The 20,056-nt window shown below is 74.0% G+C and carries 17 protein-coding genes; 7 read left to right on the top strand and 10 right to left on the bottom strand.

Features of this window, described 5'->3' with window-relative positions; translation table 11 throughout:
- Positions 1-81: 81 nt before the first annotated feature.
- Genes ACGFH8_RS06255 through ACGFH8_RS06240 form a run of 4 tightly spaced genes read left to right on the top strand, consistent with a single transcriptional unit; the run spans position 82 to position 4,766 of the window.
- A complete protein-coding gene (locus ACGFH8_RS06255) occupies positions 82-1,734 on the top strand; it encodes a hypothetical protein (RefSeq protein ID WP_393364114.1) in 1,653 nt (550 codons plus the stop codon).
- Positions 1,731-3,197: an NADH-ubiquinone oxidoreductase-F iron-sulfur binding region domain-containing protein gene (locus ACGFH8_RS06250; RefSeq protein WP_393364111.1), complete on the top strand. Its 1,467-nt coding sequence runs from the start codon at positions 1,731-1,733 to the stop codon at positions 3,195-3,197. Before ACGFH8_RS06255 ends, ACGFH8_RS06250 begins: the two co-directional genes overlap by 4 nt.
- A 37-nt stretch (positions 3,198-3,234) precedes the next feature.
- Positions 3,235-3,855: a TlpA family protein disulfide reductase gene (locus tag ACGFH8_RS06245; protein ID WP_393364108.1), complete on the top strand. Its 621-nt coding sequence runs from the start codon at positions 3,235-3,237 to the stop codon at positions 3,853-3,855.
- Entirely contained in the window at positions 3,852-4,766 is a 915-nt protein-coding gene (locus ACGFH8_RS06240; protein WP_393364105.1) for a cytochrome c biogenesis CcdA family protein, read from the top strand. The genes ACGFH8_RS06245 and ACGFH8_RS06240 overlap by 4 nt, the downstream gene beginning before the upstream one ends.
- A 53-nt stretch (positions 4,767-4,819) precedes the next feature.
- Here the strand turns inward: ACGFH8_RS06240 and serS are convergent, their stop codons facing one another.
- The 5 genes from serS to ACGFH8_RS06215 all read right to left on the bottom strand — a co-directional run bounded on the left by serS (position 4,820) and on the right by ACGFH8_RS06215 (position 10,131).
- Complete coding sequence (gene serS / locus ACGFH8_RS06235; protein ID WP_393364102.1) at positions 4,820-6,103, bottom strand: serine--tRNA ligase; 1,284 nt, start codon at positions 6,101-6,103, stop codon at positions 4,820-4,822.
- 96 nt (positions 6,104-6,199) lie between these two features.
- On the bottom strand, positions 6,200-7,288 hold the full coding sequence (locus tag ACGFH8_RS06230) for a MerR family transcriptional regulator (RefSeq protein WP_393364549.1): 1,089 nt from the start codon (positions 7,286-7,288) through the stop codon (positions 6,200-6,202).
- A 43-nt stretch (positions 7,289-7,331) separates the two neighbouring features.
- Positions 7,332-8,513, bottom strand: a complete 1,182-nt coding sequence (locus tag ACGFH8_RS06225) for a saccharopine dehydrogenase family protein (RefSeq protein WP_393364099.1) — start codon at positions 8,511-8,513, stop codon at positions 7,332-7,334.
- A 50-nt stretch (positions 8,514-8,563) separates the two neighbouring features.
- A complete protein-coding gene (locus ACGFH8_RS06220) occupies positions 8,564-9,697 on the bottom strand; it encodes an alcohol dehydrogenase catalytic domain-containing protein (RefSeq protein ID WP_393364096.1) in 1,134 nt (377 codons plus the stop codon).
- Positions 9,694-10,131, bottom strand: a complete 438-nt coding sequence (locus ACGFH8_RS06215; RefSeq protein WP_393364093.1) for a hypothetical protein — start codon at positions 10,129-10,131, stop codon at positions 9,694-9,696. Before ACGFH8_RS06215 ends, ACGFH8_RS06220 begins: the two co-directional genes overlap by 4 nt.
- 151 nt (positions 10,132-10,282) lie before the next feature.
- On the opposite strand from ACGFH8_RS06215, the gene ACGFH8_RS06210 reads away from it, so the two are divergent.
- Complete coding sequence (locus ACGFH8_RS06210; protein WP_393364090.1) at positions 10,283-13,222, top strand: LuxR C-terminal-related transcriptional regulator; 2,940 nt, start codon at positions 10,283-10,285, stop codon at positions 13,220-13,222.
- 12 nt (positions 13,223-13,234) lie between these two features.
- Here ACGFH8_RS06210 and ACGFH8_RS06205 read toward each other — a convergent pair whose 3' ends face one another.
- The 3 genes from ACGFH8_RS06205 to ACGFH8_RS06195 all read right to left on the bottom strand — a co-directional run bounded on the left by ACGFH8_RS06205 (position 13,235) and on the right by ACGFH8_RS06195 (position 15,124).
- Positions 13,235-13,783, bottom strand: coding sequence for a DsbA family protein (locus ACGFH8_RS06205; RefSeq protein ID WP_393364088.1), 549 nt, complete (start codon positions 13,781-13,783; stop codon positions 13,235-13,237).
- A complete protein-coding gene (locus ACGFH8_RS06200) occupies positions 13,780-14,277 on the bottom strand; it encodes a redoxin domain-containing protein (protein WP_393364085.1) in 498 nt (165 codons plus the stop codon). Before ACGFH8_RS06200 ends, ACGFH8_RS06205 begins: the two co-directional genes overlap by 4 nt.
- Before the next feature lie 160 nt (positions 14,278-14,437).
- The gene (locus tag ACGFH8_RS06195; RefSeq protein ID WP_393364082.1) at positions 14,438-15,124 is read right to left on the bottom strand and encodes a BON domain-containing protein; all 687 of its coding nucleotides are present in this window, start codon (positions 15,122-15,124) and stop codon (positions 14,438-14,440) included.
- Positions 15,125-15,504: 380 nt separating this feature from the next.
- On the opposite strand from ACGFH8_RS06195, the gene ACGFH8_RS06190 reads away from it, so the two are divergent.
- Positions 15,505-18,258: a cellulose binding domain-containing protein gene (locus ACGFH8_RS06190; protein WP_393364079.1), complete on the top strand. Its 2,754-nt coding sequence runs from the start codon at positions 15,505-15,507 to the stop codon at positions 18,256-18,258.
- A gap of 261 nt (positions 18,259-18,519) precedes the next feature.
- On the opposite strand, the gene ACGFH8_RS06185 is transcribed toward ACGFH8_RS06190, so the two are convergent.
- Together ACGFH8_RS06185 and ACGFH8_RS06180 are read right to left on the bottom strand one after the other, a co-directional pair.
- Positions 18,520-18,918: a hypothetical protein gene (locus tag ACGFH8_RS06185; RefSeq protein ID WP_393364075.1), complete on the bottom strand. Its 399-nt coding sequence runs from the start codon at positions 18,916-18,918 to the stop codon at positions 18,520-18,522.
- A gap of 141 nt (positions 18,919-19,059) precedes the next feature.
- Complete coding sequence (locus ACGFH8_RS06180; RefSeq protein WP_393364072.1) at positions 19,060-19,200, bottom strand: hypothetical protein; 141 nt, start codon at positions 19,198-19,200, stop codon at positions 19,060-19,062.
- A 485-nt stretch (positions 19,201-19,685) separates the two neighbouring features.
- On the opposite strand from ACGFH8_RS06180, the gene ACGFH8_RS06175 reads away from it, so the two are divergent.
- Positions 19,686-20,048 (top strand): STAS domain-containing protein, encoded by a 363-nt coding sequence (locus tag ACGFH8_RS06175; RefSeq protein ID WP_030330302.1) that lies wholly within the window; start codon positions 19,686-19,688, stop codon positions 20,046-20,048.
- The last annotated feature ends 8 nt before the right edge of the window (positions 20,049-20,056 follow it).

Below are 20,056 nucleotides of genomic sequence, written 5' to 3'. Positions count from 1 at the left end.
ATCGCGGCCCAGAAATTTTTCCGGACGGATGATCCGCGCGCCCCGCCGGTCCGTACTGGATGGGGGAGCAGGGGTCGGCCGGTGGTACGCCGCCGCGAGACGATCGAGGAGCACATGGCCCGGGCACAGCAGAACCAGAAGGCGGCCACCGTCCGGACCAGCGCCAGCAGTCGGGGGGTACGCACACCGTCACGGTCAGCGACCACACTGCTGATCGCGTCGGCGCTCGCCGCGCTGTGGGCGGCGATCATGCTGACCGGCGCCGGGCAGACGGCGTACGCGTACGGTTTCTTCTTCACCGAGTTCTTCGCCGGGGTGGTCTCCCTGGTGACGTTGAGCCTCACCGTGATGCTCGGCCTGCTCGCCACCGACCGGCTGGTGCTGCGCATCTCGCACCGGGTGCTGATGCAGTCGGCGCACCGGGCCACCGGCGTGCTGGGCGTGGCCGGGCTCGGCTTCCACGTCCTCACCAAGATCGCCACTGGGCGGGCCGCCGCGACCGACGCGCTGGTGCCGTTCGTCGGCGGCCGAGGGCTCTACGTCGGGCTCGGCACCGTGGCCGCCCTGCTGATGGTCAGCGTGATCTGGACCGGCATCATCCGGGCCCGCTTCGCCGGCGTCGGTCCCAAGTGGCTGTGGCGCACGCTGCACTCCACCGCGTACCTGGCCTGGCCGTTCGCCGTGCTGCACGGCCTCAACGCCGGTCGGGCCGCGCAGCCCTGGGTGGTGTTCAGCTACCTGGGCTGCATCCTGCTCGTGGTGCTGGCCCTGCTGGTCCGGCTCTCGGTCACCATCGGTCGACGCAGCCGCGAACAGCACCAGGCGGCGGTGCGCAACGCGGTGCTCGCCGGGCGGACCAGCGAGACGAACAGCGGTCGGTCGCTGCTGGCCGGGCTGAGCCGGCGCAAGAAGGCCGACGCGGACAAGCGTCCCGCCTGGGCGGAGACCACCACCGCCACGTGGGCCGCCCCGGCCGCGCGACGCGACCCGGAACGGTTCACCGTGCCGGTGGTGCCCGAGCCCGGCTCCCTCGTGGAGCCGACCCGGCCGAGCCGACGTCGACGCGACGAGGAGCCGGCGGCCCGCCGCGACACCGAACGGACCTCGCGCGGACGGCGGGCCGAGGAGTCCACGACCGGCCGATCGGCCCGCCGCGGCGTGGAGGAGACCAACACCCGCCGCCGCGACGACGAGGACGAGCTGGAGCCGGTGACGCGGCGGCGCGGCTCCCGTACCCGGGACGAGGCCGTTCCGAGCGGTCGGCGACGCGCCGACGAGCCGGCCGCCGAGCGGTCCCGCCGCCGGTCCCGCGGCGAGGACGACGGCAGCCGCTACTCGGCGCCGCCGCAGCCGACGGTCGAGCCGGAGGAGCCGTGGGACAGCCCGCGCCGGTGGCAGGCCGCCGAGCCGATCTCCGCCGGCCCGGTCTCCGCCGAGCCGATCTCCGCCGGCCCGATCTCGGCAAGCCCCATCTCGGCGGCGCCGCGCAGCGGCAGCGGCCGGCACAGCGCCGAGGACGAGGTGCCGGAGGAGCCGGACTACTGGCGTCCGCCGGCCCGGTACGTGCCGGACGAGGTCGCGCCGCCCGTCGACGACACCCCGACCCTTGTCGACCTGGCGTCCCGGCGCGCTCGGCGGGCAGCCGGCGAGGGCCGGTCCGCCAAGCGCCGCAAGGCCAGCGCCGACGCGGTGGACGGGGCGTACTGGGCTGGGTTGCGAGGTGAGGCGAAGTGATGCGGACGACAGTGCCGCCCGTCGCCTGCGTGGGGGAGCCACGGCTCACCGCCGGCTTCGCCGAGTTCGGTCGGCTGGACCTGGCCGCGCACGAGGAGGTGCACGGCCCGATCGGCCCGATGGAGCCGGCGCAACTGCTCCGGCTCGCCGAGGGCATGCAGCTCAAGGGCAAGGGCGGGGCGGGTTTCCCGTTCGCCCGCAAACTGCGCGCGGTGCTGGAGTCCTGCGAACGGCAGGACCTCGCGGCCGTCGTGGTCGTCAACGCCACCGAGGGCGAGCCGGCGAGCTGGAAGGACAAGGTGCTGCTCACCCGTGCCCCGCACCTGATCCTGGACGGCGCGGCGCTGGCCGCGTACGCGTTGGACGCCGACGAGATCGTGATCGGCGTGGCCGACGACGGGGTCGGCCGGGAGTCGCTGATGGAGGCCCTCGAAGAGCGCCGGATGCCGGTGCTGACGACGATCGTCACCGTGCCGCACCGGTTCATCTCCGGCGAGGGCGGCGCGCTTGTCAACGGGATCAACGGGTTGCCGCACATCCCGCCCGGCACCAAGAAGCGCTCCAGCGACTCCGGGGTCAGCGGTCTGCCCACCCTGCTGTCAAACGCCGAGACGTACGCGCAGCTCGCCGTCGGCGCGCGACTCGGCCCGTACGAGTACGCGGCCCTCGGCACCGACGACGAGCCGGGCACCGTGCTGCTCACCGTGACCGGCGCGGCGGGCCGGCCGGCTGTGGTGGAGTGCACCGCGGGCATGCCGCTGCGCGACGTCCTGGACCTGTGCGAGGTGCCGGAGACCCAGGGCATCCTGATGGGCGGCTACCACGGCAAGTGGATCACCCCGGAGGCGGCGGACCGGGCCGAGGTGTCCCGCAGGGGCCTGGCGGCGGTCGGCGGCACCCTCGGCGCGGGCATCATCGTCCCGCTCGGTGTCGACACCTGCCCGCTCGGGGAGGCCGCCCAGGTGGTGCGCTATCTCGCCGGGGAGTCCGCCGGCCAGTGTGGACCGTGCAAGATGGGCCTGCCGGACCTGGCCCGCGCGGTGGACCTGGCCGTGGCCGGCAGCCAACCGGCCGAGGTGGTACGCGCCGCCGCCGGCGAGGTGAAGGGCCGGGGCGCGTGCAGCCACCCGGACGGCACCGCCCGGTTCGCCCTCTCCGCGATCGAGGTCTTCGCCGAGGACCTGCGGCTGCACAGCACCGGTGACGGCTGTGGCCGGCGGGTCAAGGGTGAGATGGGGCTGCCCGGCGCACCCGACGCGAACCCGCAGAAGCTCACCCTGGACTGGTCCCGCTGCGACGGGCACGGCCTGTGCGCGCACGTCGTACCGGACTTCATCCGGCTCGACGCGAACGGATATCCCGCCTTCCCGCCCACCCCCGTGCCGACCTGGCTGCGGGAGGGCGCGCTGAAGGCGGTAAAGGTATGCCCCGAGCTGGCTCTCCGCCTCGCCAAGGCCGAGTAGGCAAGGGCGCCTTCTCGCCGAACGAACGGAGACGCGCATGCCCAGCTGGCCCACACGGAGGCGACCGTCGGGGGTTGGTGCGGTCCGCCGTGCCGGCACCGCCGCAGCGCTGGCCGCCGCTCTCCTCGGCACGGTCTCCTGCACCGGCACGGCCAACCCGCCAGCGGCGGTCGCCGGTACCGCGCCGGCCACCACAGGTGCCGCGTCAACCCCCACCCCCACCGCGACCGGCTCGCCGCCCCCGGCGCAGGTTCCGGACGTGCTGCGCTTCACCGGCACCACCCTCGGCGGCGCCGCGTTCGACGCGGCGCAGCTCGCCGGCAGGCCGGTGGTGCTGTGGTTCTGGGCGCCGTGGTGCGCCACCTGCGCCAGCCAGGCCTGGACGGTGGCCGAGATCGCGCCCCGCTACCGGGACACCGTGCCGATCGTCGGCGTCGCCGGGCTGGGCGAGCGGAAGGCCATGAACGAGTTCGTCACCGAGTTCGACCTCGCCGGGACGCCGCAGATCGAGGACAGCAGGGGCGCGCTCTGGAAGCGGTTCAAGGTGACCGAGCAGAGCATCTTCGTGATCATCGACCGGAACGGCGCGGTCGTCCACAAGGGCTTCCTGGACGGTGAGGCGCTCAGCGCCAGGGTCGCCGCACTGGCCGGGGCGTGAGCGGCGCGCTGCTGCTCGCGCTGACCGCCGGCATGCTCGGCGCGGTCAACCCGTGCGGCTTCGCGTTGCTGCCCGCGTACCTCTCGCTGTTGGTCGCCGGGGCGTCGGACGTCCGCGGCGCGGTCGGCCGCGCGCTCACCGCGGCGGCCGGGCTGACCCTGGGGTACGTGGTGGTCTTCGGCGCGTTCGGCCTGGCGCTCGCGCCGCTGGCCGGCTGGTTGCGGCCCCGGCTGCCCTGGTTGACCGTGGTGCTCGGCGTGCTGCTGGCGGTGGCCGGCTGCTGGCTGCTCGCCGGCCGGCGGCTGCCCGCGCCCGGCTGGTCGGCCCGCGCGCCCCGGCTCACCCGCACCTGGCCGTCGATGGCGTTGTTCGGCGCGGCGTACGCGCTGGCGTCGCTCGGCTGCGCCATCGCGCCGTTCCTGGCCATCGTGGTGACAAGCCTCCAGGCCGGCTCGACCGGGCGCGGGTTGGCGCTGTTCGGCGCGTACGCCCTCGGGATGGGTCTGGTGGTCGCGGTCGCCGCGCTCGGCGTGGCGCTGCTGCGCGACGGCCTGGTGGCCCGGCTGCGCGTCGCCGGCGCGCTGGTGCCCCGGCTCAGTGGCCTGGTGCTGCTGCTCGCCGGCGGGTACGTCGCCTGGTACGGCTGGTACGAGCTACGCCTGTCCGCCGGCCACCGAGAAGCGCTACGGGACCCGGTGATCCAGGCGGCGTCCCGCCTGCAACACACCCTGGCCGGCAACCTGGACGCCGTAGGCCCACAGGTGCTGCTGGCCGCGCTGGGAACCCTGGTCCTGACCGCACACCTGATCAAGCGCTCCCACCACACCCCCACTCCGCACCCCGCCCCCACCCGGCCCAGCCCCGTTGATCATGAGGTTATTGCCGTGACACGCCGAGGCGAAGGGCAATAACTCCATGATCAACGGGGGGCGGGAGAGGGCGGGAGGGGGGGAGGGCCGGGGGACTAGCGCGGGGTTAGGCGGTCTGTTCCTAGGCGGTCTTGGAGGACCTTGGGGATCAGGACACTGCCGTCGGCCTGCTGGTTCTGCTCCAGGATGGCGGGGAAGAGTCGGCTGGTGGCAAGCGCCGAGCCATTGAGGGTGTGCACGAAGCGGGTCTGCTTGCCGCCCGGCTCGCGGTAGCGGATGGCCGCCCGCCGCGCCTGGTAGTCGCCGGCCCAGGAGACCGACGACACCTCCTTGTACTTGCCGGTGCTCGGCATCCACACCTCGATGTCGAGGGTCTTCTTCATCGACGCGCTGGCGTCACCGGCGGAGAGCAGGCTGCGCTGGTAGTGCAGGCCCAACCCCTCGACCAGGCTCTCCGCGTGGGCGAGCATCTCCTCCAGCGCCGCGTCGGCCTGCTCCGGGAGCGTGAACTGGAAGATCTCCACCTTGTTGAACTGGTGCCCGCGCACCGTGCCGCGCTCGTCGGAGTGCGAGCCGGCCGACTCCCGCCGGTAGCACGGCGTGTACGCGAAGGCCTTCAGCGGCAGCTTCGGGGTCTCCAGGATCTCGTCCTGGTACGCCCCGAGGATCGCCGTCTCCGAGGTGGGCAGCAGGAACTGCCCGCGCGGGGCGGACTCGGCGTCCAGGTGGTAGACGTCGTCGTAGAACTTCGGGAACTGCCCGGCGGCGAAGCCGGCCGAGTCGAGCAGCAGGTGCGGCGGGAGCAGGAACTCGTACCCGGCCTTGACGTGCTGGTCGATGAAGTAGTTGAGCAGCGCCCACTCCAGCCGGGCGCCGATGCCCGTGTAGATCCAGAAGCCGGACCCACCGAGCTTGACCCCGCGCTCGTAGTCGACGAGGCCCAGCGCGCGGCTCAACTCCACGTGGTCGCGGACCTTGTCGATCACCGGCGGCTCGCCGAAGGTCTTCACGACCCGGTTGGCTTCCTTGCCGCCGGCCACCACGTCGTCGGCCGGCAGGTTGGGCAGCTCACTCATCGCCGTGCGCAGCCGCGACTGCACCTCGTCCAGCTGGGACTCCAGCTCGGCGAGCTGCTGACGCTCGGCCTCCGGTGCGGCGGCCTGCGGCTCCTCGCCGGCCCGCTTCGCCTGCGCGTACGCCCGGGCCTCCGCCTTGCGGCGCTGCCGCTCGGCGTCGATCCCCGTGATCAGGGCGCGGCGTTCCTGGTCGAGCCGCTGGATCTCGTCCAGCGCCCGGCTGACCTCGGCGGGATCCAGACGCTTCGCCAGCGCGGTCGCCACCGCCTCGCGATCCTTCCGGATCAACTCCATGTCGAGCATGCTGCTCTGTACGCCTCCGTCCGGGGTTCACTGGTGAACCATCAGATGTTACCGTCGCGCACGTTTCCACCCGGGGACGGGGAGCGCGACTGGTTTCTACAGCCGGATCGGCATCAACACGGAGTAGGTGTCCTCGTCGTTCGGGCGGCGCACGGCCAGCGGGGCGATCGGCCCGTCCAGCTCCAGCACCAGTTGCGGGCCGCCGGCCGCGTCCAGCGCGTCGAGCAGGTACTCGCCGTTCACCCCGAATCGCAGCCCGCCCACCCGCTCGGCGGCCGGGTCGGCCGTGGACAGCTCGGCGGGGTGCAGCAGGCGCAGGCCGCCGGAGTCGTCGAGACCGAGGACGGAGACCGCCAGCGGCGTGCCGGCGTACTCGCGGGCCAGCGTGGGGGCGGCCGGATCCCGCAGCGCCGCGCGCAGCGCCACCACGTCCACCGGGATGCGGTACGCGGCCGGCCGCTCGCCGACCGCCTCGCGCAGCAGCCGACGGTAGTCGGGGAAGTCGTACGGCAGGGCGGTGCCGGTGAGTGTGTGACCGGCCACCAGCACCCGCAGCTCCGCTCCGGCCACGCTCAGCCACACCGGCCGGGCGTCGGTGGCGTCGAGCAGAGGCCGGAGCCGGTCGACGAGAGCCACCGGCACGAACACCCGCGCGGGCGGGCCGTCGACGTCCGCCGTGGCGCGGGCGAGCGCGATTCGGTACCTGTCGGTGGCGACGAGCCGTACGCCGTCCGGCTCCACGTCCAGCAGCACGCCGGAGAGCATCGGCAGCTCCGGGTCGACGCCGACGGCGAAGCGCACCGCGTCCAGCGCGGCGGCCAGGTCGGTGGGGGAGAGCAGCAGCGTGGTGGTGGCCGGCCGGGCCGGGTCGACCAGGGCCCGGAGTCGGGCGGCCTCGCGGCGCGCGTCGGTCAGCCCGTCGGCCAACCGGCGCAGGTGCGTGTCGAGCAACTGGCGCACCGCGGCCGGCTCGGCGCGTACCGCGGCGGCGATCTCCGGGACCGGCATGCCGATGCGGCGCAGCCCAGCCACCAACCGGGCCGGCGTGATCTGTTCGTCGGTGTACCAGCGGTAGCCGGTCACCGGGTCGACAAGGGCCGGCTCCAGCACCCCCGCCGAATCGTAGAAGCGCAGCGCGCTGACGGTCAGGCCACTGGCCCGTGCCATTTCGCCGATGCTGTGCAGGTCACTCACGCTGGGCATCCTGCCCCCTCGACCCGGTCGAGGGTCAAGCCGAGCGTTCCAGCACCCGGAAGGTGAGGCCGGCCCGGACGAGCCGGTCCAGCAGCGCGTCGCCCATCGCGGCGACCGGGGTGAGCTGGCCGGCGGTCGGCGGCAGCTCGTCGAGCGCCAGGCAGAGCGCCGACTCGGCGAGCATCTTCGCCGTCTCGTCGTACCCCGGGTCGCCGCCGGCCACCTCGGTGACCACCCGCTGACCGCCGCCGGTGCCGACGAACCGGACCCGGAACCAGGACGCCGCCCGTTGCTCGGGGGTCGGCCCCTGCCCGGAGGCGAGCCGGCCGAGCAGCCAGCGTCGGCTGGGCGGCAGCTTCACCAGCCCGATCAGCGCGCCGAGCCCGACCGCGCCGGCCAGCACGGTGGGCAGCCGCTTCACGGCGACGAAGTGCCGGTACCGGAAGTCCGGGCCGTACTCCGGTCGGGCCGCCGCCGACCGGCGGACCACCTGCGGGTCGATTGTCGGCAGCGGCACGGCCCAGGCGCCCACCTCGGCGGAGCGGGTCAGCCGGCCGGGCACCGCGCGGGCCCGGCGGTCGGTGGGGCGCGGCTCGACCGCCCGGCGCTCCCGGGCGGCCTGGCTGGCCTGCCCGGTACGGGCGAACGCGGTGAGCGCCGAATGGTAGGTGCCGGCGGAGAACCGGCCCCCGGCGCGGACGTAACCGTCCACGGTGAGCGGAGCGTCGGCGGGAAGCTGCTTGACCGTGAACCAGACGCCCAGGTCGTGCGGGACGGAGTCGAACCCGCAGGCGTGCACCAGCCGGGCGCCGGTGCGGGTCGCCTCGGCGTGGTGACGCACGTACATCAGGTCGACGAACTCCGGCTCACCGGTGATGTCCAGATAGTCCGTGCCGGCCGTCGCGCAGGCCGCGACGAGCGGCTCGCCGTGGTGGACGTACGGGCCGACCGTGCTGGCCACCACCCGGGCGCTTTCCGCCACCGCCCGCAACGAGTCGGCGTCGGTCACGTCGGCGGTGAGCAGCGGCAGGTCGGCGAGTGTCGGGTCGACCGCCGCGAGCCGGTCCCGGACGGCGGCGAGGCGGTCCGGGTTACGCCCGGCCAGCGCCCAGCGCAGCCCCACCGGCGCGTGTCGGGCCAGGTAGTCGGCGGTCAGGCCGCCGGTGAACCCGGTCGCCCCGAACAGCACCACGTCGTACGTCCGCTCCCCAGCCATGCCCAGAGTGTGCCATTCGAGGTGCCCGACGGCAGCTCACGAGGAGGGCGTCAGGGTGTGAACACGGCGCGTACGCAGCCATCGGCCCGGTCCCGGAACAACGCGTACCCCTGAGGGCCGTGCGCCAACGGCAGTCGGTGGGTGGCCAGATGCGCGGTGCGCAGCTCGCCGCGGGCCATCCGGTCCAGCAGCATCGGCACGTCCCGCAGGTCCGGCCGGCCGGCCCCGCGCAACGTCAGCCGTCGGTCGGTCACCGTGCCCAGCGGGAACGCGTCGACGAACCCGTCCGTCCCGCCCAGCAGCACCACCACACCGCCCTTGCGGCACGCGTACACGGCCTCGCGTCTCGCGTCCGGCCGGTCGGCATGGCCACCGAACCGCTCGGGCGGCGGCGGGCCGACGGCCACCACGCAGACGTCCGGACCCCGCCCACCGCTGCGGTCGTGCAGCTCCGCCGCGACGTCGGTGCGGCGGTAGTCCAGCGGCTCCGCGCCGACGTGCCGCTCGGCCATCCGCAACCGCTCCTCGTACCTGTCGACGACCAGCACCCGGGCGGCACCGCGCAGCACCGCCGCCCGCGCGGTCAACTGGCCCACCGCCCCCGCACCCCAGATCGCCACCACGTCGCCGGGACGCACGGCACCCAACTCGGCGGCCAGCCACCCGGTCGGTGCCGCGTCGGCGGCGAACACCGCCCCGTCGTCGTCGACCGCGTCCGGCACCCGGAAGGCGCCCACGTCGGCGTACGGCACCCGCACGTACTCGGCGTGACCGCCCGCGAACCCGCCCGCCGCCCGGGGACGGCCGAAGCAGCCGGCGTCCGCGCGTTCCCAGCCGAGGTCGGCGCTCGCCGGGTCGGCGTGGGCGTTGTCGCAGCAGGAGTGCAGGCCCTGGCGGCAGTACCAGCAACCGCCGCAGGCGACACTCGCGCCGACGACCACCCGGTCGCCGCTGCGGTGTCGGCGGACCCCGGGACCGACCTCGACCACCTCGCCCAGGAACTCGGCCCCGAGCACGTCACCGGCGCGCAGCAGCGGGTTGCGGCCGGCCAGCAGCGGCAGGTCACCGCCGGAGGTGGCGCTGCGGTGGACCCGGACGATGACGTCCCGCTCGTTGCGCAGCTCCGGGTCGGGCACCTCGCGTACCGCCACCTCGTCGGCGGCCACCCAGCACAGCGCCCTCACCCGCGGACCTCGGGGCGGTCCAGCGCCGATCGGTCGGCGCGCAGCACCTCGCCGGCCTCCACCCTCTGCTTGATCTGGCGCAGGGCCCGGCGGACGAGCAGACCCGGGTCGTCGCCGACCAGGTGGGCGGCCAGCCCGACCGGCGGGGTGGCACCGGCCACCGGCCGGGCGGCCAACTCGGTGCCCCGGTCGCCGGGCGCCGGCCGCACCCGCACCTCGACGGCGCCGTCCAGGCGGCGCAGCGGCTCCGGCCACGCACCAGCGGGAAGCACCTGCTCGGGCGGCCTGTCGACGGTCACCACCTCCCACCGGGGCGTGCTGACCGGGGCGCGGTCCGCGCCACCGCGGCCGTGCCACCGGGGTACGCGCAGCCGGCGCATCCCGATCCGCGCCGCGCCGCCGAGGGCGGGTCCCGCTCGCACCAGCCGTCCCATCGCTCCCACCGGTACCACGTCCTCCCCGTCCACGTCCCCCGATCGTCGGTCGCGGCCGGGTGAAGCGTGCTCGCCCGGAAGGGGTGAACCGGCCCGCGCCGGGTAACCGCTCGCCGACCGGGGGCGGAGCGCGTGGTGGGGGTGGGGCTGGGTGCCGGAACAGCAGAGTCGCGTACGCGTGGACACGGCACCGGAGCGACCGCTGCTGGCGTCGCGGCTGAGCCCGGCCGTGCCCCCGCAGCCGGTGCTGGCCCGGCCCCGGCTGCTGCGCCGGCTGGACGAGGGCGCTGCCGGACCCGTCACCCTGGTCGCCGCCCCCGCCGGCTGGGGCAAGACCACACTGCTCGCCACGTGGGCGCGGCTCGACGGTGGGACGCCCGACGTCGCGCCGGGCGCGGTCGTACCCGACTCCGGCGACCTCTCGGTCCCGGCCAGCCCGGTCCTGGCCTGGGTGTCGGTGGAGGTCGGCGACGACGCTTCGCGGCTCTGGGCGTACCTCGCGGCGGCGTTGCGGACCGCCACCGGGTCGGCGGAGGACGGTCCGGTGCCCGACCGGCCGCCACGTCCCGACCAACTGGAGGCGCTGGCCGCCACCCTCGCCGCCGCGGACCGGCCGGTGCTGCTGATCCTCGACGACCTGCACCGGGTCGCCGACCCGGAGGCGCTGAGCAGCGTGGAGTTCCTGCTGCGGCATGCCGGGCAGCGACTGGGCCTGGTGATCGGGGCGCGGGCCGGGCTGCACCTGCCCCTGCACCGGCTCCGCCTCGCGGGCGAGCTGACCGAGATCGGCCCGGACGAGCTGGCGTTCACCGACGACGAGGTGGCCGACCTGCTCACCGCGCACGGCGCGGCCCTGCCGGCGGCCGACGTGCGCCAGTTGCGCGAACGCGCCGGGGGCTGGCCGGCCGCGCTGCGCATCGCCGCCCTGGCGGTACGCGGGCAGCCCGACCCGGGGCGCTGGGTGGGGCAGTTCGGGGGCGACCAACCGGAGATCGCCGGGTACCTCCGCGAGGAGGTGCTGGCGACGCTCGACCCGACCGAGGAAGACCTGCTGCGCCGGACCGCCGTCGTCGAGACCGTCTGCGCGGACCTGGCCGCGGCGCTGACCGGGCGTGCCGACGCCGGGCAGGCGCTCGCCGACCTGGCCGGGACCGGTGGACTGCTGCACCGGGAGGACACCCGACCGCCGTGGTACCGCTGCGACCCGCTGCTCGCCGACCTGCTCCGCGCCGACCTGGCCCGGTTGCCCGGCCCCGAGGTACGCGATCTGCACGTGCGGGCGGCCGACTGGTACGCGGGCGACGGACGGCCGGCGGACGCGCTGCGGCACGCGCTGACCGCCGGCCGGTGGGACCTGGCCGGCGACCTGTTCGTCGCGCACTGGCCGGAACTGGTCCGGTACGACAGCGCGCCGGCGCACGCCCCGGCCCCGGTGGCCCCGTCGGCCGAGGTGGTCCGCGCCGACCCGGAGGTGGCCCTCGCCTACGCCGCCGAGCGCGCGTTCGCCGGCGATCTGACGGCTGCCACCGGTCACCTGCGGGCCGCCGCCGAGCACGCCAGAGACCTGCCGGTGCCGCGCCGGCAACGCTTCCTGCGGTTGGTCACCGCGTTGGAGCTGACCGTGGCCCGGCTCGCCGACGACCCGGTGGAGGTGCGGGCCGCCGCCGCCCGGCTGCTGCGGACCCGCCCGCCGGACGCCACGCCGACCCGTCTGGCGGACCCCGCGCCGCCCCGCAGGCCGGATTCCGCGCCGACCCGGCTGCCGGACGCTGCGTCGCCCCGCAGGCCGGATTTCGCGCCGATCCGGCTGGCGGACTCCGCCTCGCCAGCCGGTTCCTCACCGACGTCCGGTGGGGGCGGCGCCGCCGACGATGCCGACCTGCGGGCGTTCACCGGCACCGCTCTGGGGCTTGTCGAGCTGGCCGGCGGCGCGCTGCCGACCGCCCGGTTCGTCCGCGCCCGGGCGGCCGGTCGGGAGGCGGGCCGGCCCCGCACCGAACTGGTCGCCACCAGCCGTGCCGCGCTGTTGCTCGCGGTCCGCGGTGAGCTGCGAGCGGCCGAGCAGGCGGCCCGGGAAGCGCTGGGCATGCCGCCGTGTCGAGGCTGGTCGTGTCGGCTCGACTGCGCCTACGCGTACCTGGCGTTGGCCCAGGTGGCGCTGCTGCGCGACCAGCCCGACGAGGCCACGGCGAACCTCAACCTCGCCGGCCCGGCGCTCGGCGTCACCGGCGGCCGGGTCGGCGGCCCCGATCCGGACGCGGACGGCTGGCCTCCCGCCGTTCGCGGCGAACCGGTGGCCGCGGCGGTCGCCGCGCTGTGCCGCGCGCACCTGCACCGCGACTCGGGCGACCCGGCGGCCGGCCAACGACTTCTCGTCCGGGCTCGGGAGGCGCTTGTCGACAAGCCGTCCGCCGTCGAGTTGACAAGTCTGCTGCGGGCCGCCGAGGCCGAGCTGCGCGCCGAGCGGGGCGACCTGGACGCCGCCCGTGACCTGCTGGCCGACGCGGGCACCGACCCGGTGCTCGCGGTGGCGTCGGCGAAGGTCGAGCTGCTGGCCGGCGACGCCGCTGCCGCCGGCCGCCGGTTACCGGGCTGGCAGGCGCCGGCGGCCACGGCCTGGCCCCTGCCGGTACGCCTGGACGCGGGCCTGCTGGACGCGGTGCTGGCCGAGCGGGCCGGGGACGGGCGACGGGCGGGCCGGCTCCTGGAGCAGGTGCTGGATCTGGCCGGACCGCAGGGTTGCCGGCGGGTCTTCACCCACGCCGGAGGGCCGGCCCGGGACCTGCTGGCCGCCCACCTGGACGCGGGCACCGCCCACTTCACCCTGGTCAGCGACCTGGTACGCGGTGCCGGGCCGAGCACTGCCCGGCCGGCCGCCGAGCCGAGGGGCGGGCTCGACGAGCCGCTCACCGAGCGGGAGCTGACCATCCTGCGCTACCTGCAGAGCATCCTGTCCAACGTGGAGATCGCCAGCGAGCTGTCCCTGTCGGTCAACACGGTGAAGACCCACGTTCGCAACATCTACCGCAAACTCGACGCGACCCGCCGGCGTGAAGCGGTCCGGCGGGCGCGCGAGTTGCGGCTGATCTGAGCGGGTCGGCGGTCAGGCGTCGCCGGCCCCGTCGACTGCCGCCAGCAGATCGGCCAGGTCGTACCCGCCCTCGTGGCGGACACCGTTGACGAACAGGGTGGGGGTGCCGTTCACCCCGCTGCGGATGCCACCCACGAAGTCCCGGCGCACCCGGTCCGCGTGCGCCCGGTTCTCCACCTCGGCGTTCAACTCGTCCGGCGGCAGGCCGACCTGCTCGACACCGAGCGAGAGGTGCACCGGGTCGAGTTGGTCCTGGTGCTCGTAGAGCCAGTCGTGCATCTCCCAGAACCGGCCCCGGACCGCGGCGGCCTCGGCCGTCTCGGCGGCGCGTTCGGCGTACGGGTGCACGTTGGCAATGGGGAAGTAGCGGTAGACGAGGCGGACGGTGTCGGCCCGCTGCCGCAGCAGTTCGTGCAGGTTCGGGTACGCCGCACCGCAGAACTGGCACTGGAAGTCGCCGTACTCGACGACGGTCACCGCCGCGTCGGCCGGCCCGCGGATGTGGTCCTCGGTGGTGACCGGGTCCCGGAGTCGGGCGGTCACCTGCAGTGGCGTGGTCATCCGGTCATCACCTTCCGATCGGCGGCGAGTTGGTCGAGCGCGTCGAAGATGCCGTCGGCGCCCGGGTTGACGTCGGGCGGCGAGACGTAGCTCCAGGTCACCTCCCCGGCCGGGTCGAGCACCACGAGCGCGCGGTCCGACTCACCCTGCGCGTTGTACGCGCCGTAGCGGCGGGCCACCTCGCCCTTCGGCTCGAAGTCGGCCAGCAGGGGGAACTCGATGCCCCGGCTCTCCGCGAACGCCCGGTGTGACCAGATGCTGTCCACCGAGATGCCGAGCACCACCGCCCGGTACTGGGCGAACACGGGTGCCGCCGACTGGTAGAGCGACATCTGGTCGCCGCACACAGGGCTCCAGTCGGCGGGATAGAAGGCGAGCACGACCGGTCGTCCCCGGAACTGCTCGGGCCCGGTCCGGGCCCCGTCCGGGGTGGCCGGCAGGGTGAAACCGGGCGCGGGGCGCCCCGGTCGGATCAGCCCGTTCGGATCACTCATGCCCCCAGCCTGTCCCCGGGGTGGGTGAGTCCGGCTCACCCACCCCGGGTGGTTCCGCGCTCGCCCAGGGCGCGTCGGGTGCTCGCCCGCGCTCGCTCAGCGCCCGTCGGGTGCTCGCCCGCGCTCGCTCAGCGCCCGTCGAGTCCTCGCCCGCGCTCGCTCAGCGCAGCACCGGCGCGACCGCGATGTGGTTCTGCACCTCCCGGATGCCCGGGGCGGACCACGCCACCTGCTCGACCTCGGCCCGTTTGGGCATCGAGTGGACCAACCCGGCGAGTATCGCGGTGTCGCCGTGCACCCGGACGCTGATCCGTTCGGCCTCGGTCGCCCCGGCCCGGGCGAGGGCGTCGACGATCCGGTCGGCCAGATCTCGCCCGTCCGGTGCGGCGGTCGGCCGCACGGTGATGCCGTTGCTCAGCCCGCGAACGCCGGTGAGCCGTCCCACGGCCCGCTCGGCGGCTCGGCGCTGGTATTCCCACTCGACCTCGCCGTGCAGCGTCACCCAGCCGGCCGACACGGTGACCTGGAGCTTCTCGATGGGCACGAACGCGTCCCATTCCAGCGCGTGGCTGGCCGCCGCGGCCAGGTCGGGATCGGCGCGCTCGCCGCCGTCGGCCAGTCGTACGGCCAGGTCGTTGGCGACCGCCCGGACCCGGGCGACCCGGTGGGCGGCCCGTTCGGCGGCCCACTTCTTCGCGTAGCTGTCCACCCGGCCGCCAAGCGTGACGACGCCCTCGGCGACGGTCACGCCGATCTCGTGCGGCTGCACCCTCGGTTCCCAGGTCAGCTCGTCGAGCACGGCGGACTGGATGTCCTGGTCGGTGCGGTCGATCTCGGCGATCGCCATCTGGCCTCCTCCCTGCGTGGTTCGCTCGCCCTCGCGGCGGCCACCGCGTTCGTGGCGCCTCGACGGGCGTGGCGGACCGGTGGCGGCTGCGGCCGGAGGTCCGCCGGGGTCCGAGCCTGCCGCCGGGCCGGGTGAACCGTCCTCACCCGCACCGGGTGAAGGCACGGCTGGGACCTCGGTACTCGCAGTCGCTGGGAGCGCTTCCAAAGCGAGTCAACTTCGGTTACGGTAGTCACATTCCTCGATTGCGGGAGCCGTCGCGTCGGGTGGTGGGAGCCAGGGCAGCTCCGTCCGTCCCGTCGTTGTGCCCGTCCCCCGGGCACGGCGTTCCCAGGTGATCAACCCCGTCCCCCGGGGTTGCCTCCCGAGAGGAACCACAGATGCCCAGAAGTCTCGCCAGCACGGTCGTGACCGTGCTGGCAGCCGCCACAGCCGTCGTGGTGGTCCCGCTCACCCCCGCCGGGTCGGCCTCCGCCCCGACCGCGGCGGAGGCGTACACCTGGCGCAACGTCCCGGTGGGCGGCGGCGGCTTCGTGCCCGGCATCGTCTTCAACCCCACCGAGAAAAACCTGATCTACGCGCGCACCGACATCGGTGGGGCGTACCGCTGGGAGCAGGCCAGCCAGTCGTGGACGCCGCTGCTCGACTGGGTGGGCGCCGACCGCTGGGGTTACAACGGCGTGGTCAGCATCGCCACCGACCCGGTGCAGACCAACCGGGTGTACGCGGCGGTCGGCATGTACACGAACGGCTGGGACCCGAACAACGGCGCGATCCTGCGCTCGACCGACAAGGGCGCCACCTGGCAGACCACCGAGTTGCCGTTCAAGAACGGCGGCAACATGCCGGGCCGGGGCATGGGCGAGCGGCTGGCCGTCGACCCCAACCGGAACAGCATCGTCTACTACGGCGCCGAGGGCGGCAACGGGCTGTGGCGCAGCACCGACCACGGGGCGACCTGGGCCAAGGTCACCGCCTTCCCGAACGTCGGCAACTACCGGGCCGACCCCAGCGACCCGAACGGTTACAACGGGCAGAACCAGGGCCTGACCTGGGTCAGCTTCGACAAGAGCACCGGCACCGCCGGCTCCACGACGCAGACGATCTACGTGGGCGTGGCGGACAAGGAGAATCCGGTCTACCGCAGCACCGACGGGGGCGTGAGCTGGTCGCGCATTCCCGGCCAACCCACCGGCTACCTGGCGCACAAGGGTGTCGTCGACCCGGTCGGCGGTCACCTTTACATCGCCACCAGCGACACCGGTGGCCCGTACGACGGCGGCAAGGGCGACGTCTGGAAGTTCACCCGGTCGACCGGCGCCTGGACCCGGATCAGCCCGGTGCCCTCCACCAGCGGCGACGACTACTTCGGCTACAGCGGCCTCACCATCGACCGGCAGCACCCCAACACGCTGATGGTGGCCACCCAGGTCTCCTGGTGGCCGGACGCGATCTTCTTCCGCAGCACCGACGGCGGGGCGACCTGGACCCGGATCTGGGACTTCACCAGCTATCCCGAGCGGTCCCGCCGCTACACCATGGACATCAGTTCGGTGCCCTGGCTGACCTTCGGCGTCAACCCGGCGCCCCCGGAGGCCTCGCCCAAGCTCGGCTGGATGAACGAGTCGGTGGAGATCGATCCACACGACTCCAACCGGATGATGTACGGCACCGGTGCCACCATCTACGGCACCACCGACCTCACCAAGTGGGACACCGGCGGCCAGTTCACCATCCGACCGATGGTCCGCGGGCTGGAGGAGACGGCGGTGCTCGACCTGGTCAGCCCGCCCAGCGGCGCACCGCTGATCAGCGCGCTCGGTGACGTCGGTGGCTTCCGGCACACCGACCTGGACGCCATTCCGCCCATGCTGTTCACCCAGCCGGTGTTCACGACCACCACCAGCCTGGACTATGCCGAGAGCAAGCCGGCCACACTGGTGCGAGCCGGGAGCTTCACCGACTCCGACCGACCCAACGACAGCCATGTCGCGTTCTCCACCGACGGTGGGGCCACCTGGTTCCAGGGCACCGAACCGTCCGGGATCAACACCGGCGGCACGGTCGCCGCCGCGGCCGACGGCAGCCGGTTCGTCTGGGCGCCCGGTGACGCCGGTCAGCGGGTGGTCTACTCGGTGGGCTTCGGCAACTCGTGGGCGCCCTCGGCCGGCATCCCCGCCAACGCGACGATCGAGTCCGACCGGGTCGACCCCAACCGGTTCTACGGCTTCAGCGGCGGGCGGTTCTACCTCAGCACCAACGGTGGGGCGAGTTTCACCGCCACGGCGGCGACCGGTCTGCCCTCCACCGACGTCCGGTTCAAGGCGCTGCCCGGCCGTACCGGCGAGTTGTGGCTGGCCGGGCCCGGCGGCCTGTGGCGATCCACCGACTCCGGCGCCAGCTTCACCACGCTGGACGGCGTCAGCGCCTCCGGCAACGTCGGCTTCGGCAAGGCGGCGCCCGGGCGGACCAACCCCGCGGTCTTCCTGTACGGCACGGTCAACGGTCAGCCCGGCGTGCACCGCTCCGACGACGCGGGCGCGACATGGGTACGCATCAACGACGACCGCCACCAGTACGGCAACCCGGCCGAGGCGTTGACCGGTGACCCCCGTGTCTACGGCCGGGTGTACCTCGGCTCCAACGGGCGCGGCATCCTGGTCGCCGACCGGACCGATGGACCCCCTCCGACGACGCCGCCTCCGACGACGCCCCCTCCGACCACACCGCCTCCGACGACGCCGCCTCCGACCACACCGCCTCCGACCACACCGCCTCCGACCACGCCGCCTCCGACCACACCGCCTCCCACGACGCCGCCGCCGGCGAGTGGGTGTACGGCGACCTATCGGGTCACCGGCTCCTGGTCGGGTGGCTTCCAGGCGGAGCTGGTGGTCCGCAATGCCGGCAGCGTGTCCATCGCCGGTTGGACGCTCGGCTGGACCTTCCCCAACGGGCAGCAGATCACCCAACTCTGGGGCGGGACCCACACCCAGGCCGGGGCTGTCGTCTCGGTTCGCGACAGCGGCTGGAACGGCGCGCTCGGTGCCGGGGCCACCACCACCGCCGGCTTCCTCGGCTCGTGGACCGGCAGCAACGCGCCGCCGGCCACCATCACCTGCCTGAGTCGCTGACCTGGTGATCCGGCCCGGATCACCACCCGAACACCGGTCCGTCGGGCTGCCTGAGGGGTCCGGCACCCGGCGGACCGGTCCACCCCCGCCCCCCGGCCCCTCGCCCCGGCCCGACAACGTCGATCATGGAGCCGTGGCGGGGGAACAGAGGTGCTTGCGCCTTCTGTCTCCCAACACAACTCCATGATCGACACGTGAAACGCGAACGACGCAGGGCCGCACTCGATCGAGGTCGAATGCGGCCCTGCGTCGTTCGGTCGTTCAGACCGCCGGAGAGTTGGGCCGGTCCACGTCGACGAACTCCACGTCGTCGAGGGCGTGGTCGTCCCGGCTGCCGGCGGCCCGCGCGGCGGAGCCGACGGCCCAGCCAACGGCGGCGCCGACAAGCGCGGCGCCGATCAGCAGGGTCCAGGGCAGAGCCGGCTGCCGACCGGCGAGCGCGTCGAGAGCCAGCGAGGCGCGACGTCGCGCCTCCTCGGCGGCGGAGCCCACCAGGTCACCCGCACCGTCGGCGAGGTCGCCGCTGTTGCGACGGGCCGAGCGGGCGGTGTCCCGCACGCTGTCTCCGGCCGAGTTGACGGCGGAGAGCAGGTGCTCCCAGGCATGGTCCGCAATCCGCTCCGGTTTGCTGCGGCGGTCCAGCACGTTGGTTCCGAACATCGTGGTTACCTCCTCGGGTGCCGAAGCCGCCGGCCACTTCGGACTTCGGCGTCTGTTCAGCGCGTCACGGTTCGCCTACCCCGCCAGTGCCCAGGGCCGCCCGAGCGCAAACCCGGCCGGCCCCGTCGCGCCGCCGGGAACTCAGCGCACCCCCACCACGGCGACGCCGCGGGCGAAGTCGTCGTCATCGTCGTCATCGTCGTCCCCACCGCCGAAACCGCAGGCCAGTACGAGAGCGAGCAGAACGCCGACGCCGGCCAGACCGGCAAGTCGCTTGATCATCGAAGGTCCTCTCCGTTACGGGGGGTCTCCCGGCCCGATGCTAGGTGGCGTCGGCAACGGGGACCGGGTCCGGCGGGTGTCCGCGTGGCGTCGGCAGCGGTTCGGGCGGGGTGTCCGCGTGGCGTCGGCATCGGTTCGGGCGGGTCCGCGTGGCGCCGGCAGCGGGGGAACCGCGTGCGGGTGTCCGCAGGCGACACGCCGGTGGTGCGGGGCGGGACGTCGGTCGGGGTCGGTTGTCGGGCGTGTCGGACTCGGGCCGCTACCCTGGTTCGCGGCGCTCGGTCCGGACCGGTCGTCGAAGGTCAAATAACAAAAAGTCTTGAGCAATCAGATACTCAAAAGTACGGATATGGGTGCCTTTGTGGGGTCGGATCCGTGAATTGCTCATCCTGAGGGGTGGCGACCGAGGCCGTCAGAGGAATACTCTCGGTCGCGGCCCGCGTACTGATGAGGCGCCCGGGGGACGGGCGGGTGGAGGTGCTCGCGTGAGCCTGTCGATCGTGAAGTCGGTTTTGTCCGGTGGAGTCGTGGAGATCGCCCCGCGGGGCGAGATCGACGTCGACACAGCGTACGAGGTGCGCGAGGCGATCGCGGAGGTGCTGGCCAAGGGTCGGCCGCTCCGCATCGAGCTCAACATGAGGCTTGTCACCTTCATCGACTCCGTGGGCATCAGCGCCATGGTTGCCGGCTTCCAGACGGCCGAGGTCAGCGACGTCAAGCTGGTGGTCACCGAGCCGAGCCGGTTCGTGCACCGGCAGCTCTGGGTGACCGGCCTGCTCGGCCTGTTCGGTGCCCCGGAGCCCTACTTCGCCGGCGCTGCCACCCCCGAGGTGCTGCCCGGCGCCTGAGCGCCACC

It is taken from the genome of Micromonospora sp. NPDC049175 (assembly GCF_043197345.1).
GTDB lineage: Bacteria > Actinomycetota > Actinomycetes > Mycobacteriales > Micromonosporaceae > Micromonospora.
The sequence above is the reverse complement of the archived record's forward strand: the minus strand, read 5'-3'. Positions and strand labels throughout refer to the sequence as shown.

Excerpts from the sequence above, each read along its gene's own strand:
- ACGFH8_RS06205 (WP_393364088.1), bottom strand. The coding sequence starts at position 13,783 with ATGACCACGCCACTGCAGGTGACCGCCCGACTCCGGGACCCGGTCACC.
- ACGFH8_RS06245 (WP_393364108.1), top strand. The coding sequence starts at position 3,235 with ATGCCCAGCTGGCCCACACGGAGGCGACCGTCGGGGGTTGGTGCGGTC.
- ACGFH8_RS06195 (WP_393364082.1), bottom strand. The coding sequence starts at position 15,124 with ATGGCGATCGCCGAGATCGACCGCACCGACCAGGACATCCAGTCCGCC.
- ACGFH8_RS06185 (WP_393364075.1), bottom strand. The coding sequence starts at position 18,918 with ATGTTCGGAACCAACGTGCTGGACCGCCGCAGCAAACCGGAGCGGATT.
- serS (WP_393364102.1), bottom strand. The coding sequence starts at position 6,103 with ATGCTCGACATGGAGTTGATCCGGAAGGATCGCGAGGCGGTGGCGACC.
- ACGFH8_RS06200 (WP_393364085.1), bottom strand. The coding sequence starts at position 14,277 with ATGAGTGATCCGAACGGGCTGATCCGACCGGGGCGCCCCGCGCCCGGT.
- ACGFH8_RS06225 (WP_393364099.1), bottom strand. The coding sequence starts at position 8,513 with ATGGCTGGGGAGCGGACGTACGACGTGGTGCTGTTCGGGGCGACCGGG.
- ACGFH8_RS06190 (WP_393364079.1), top strand. The coding sequence starts at position 15,505 with ATGCCCAGAAGTCTCGCCAGCACGGTCGTGACCGTGCTGGCAGCCGCC.
- ACGFH8_RS06180 (WP_393364072.1), bottom strand. The coding sequence starts at position 19,200 with ATGATCAAGCGACTTGCCGGTCTGGCCGGCGTCGGCGTTCTGCTCGCT.
- ACGFH8_RS06215 (WP_393364093.1), bottom strand. The coding sequence starts at position 10,131 with ATGGGACGGCTGGTGCGAGCGGGACCCGCCCTCGGCGGCGCGGCGCGG.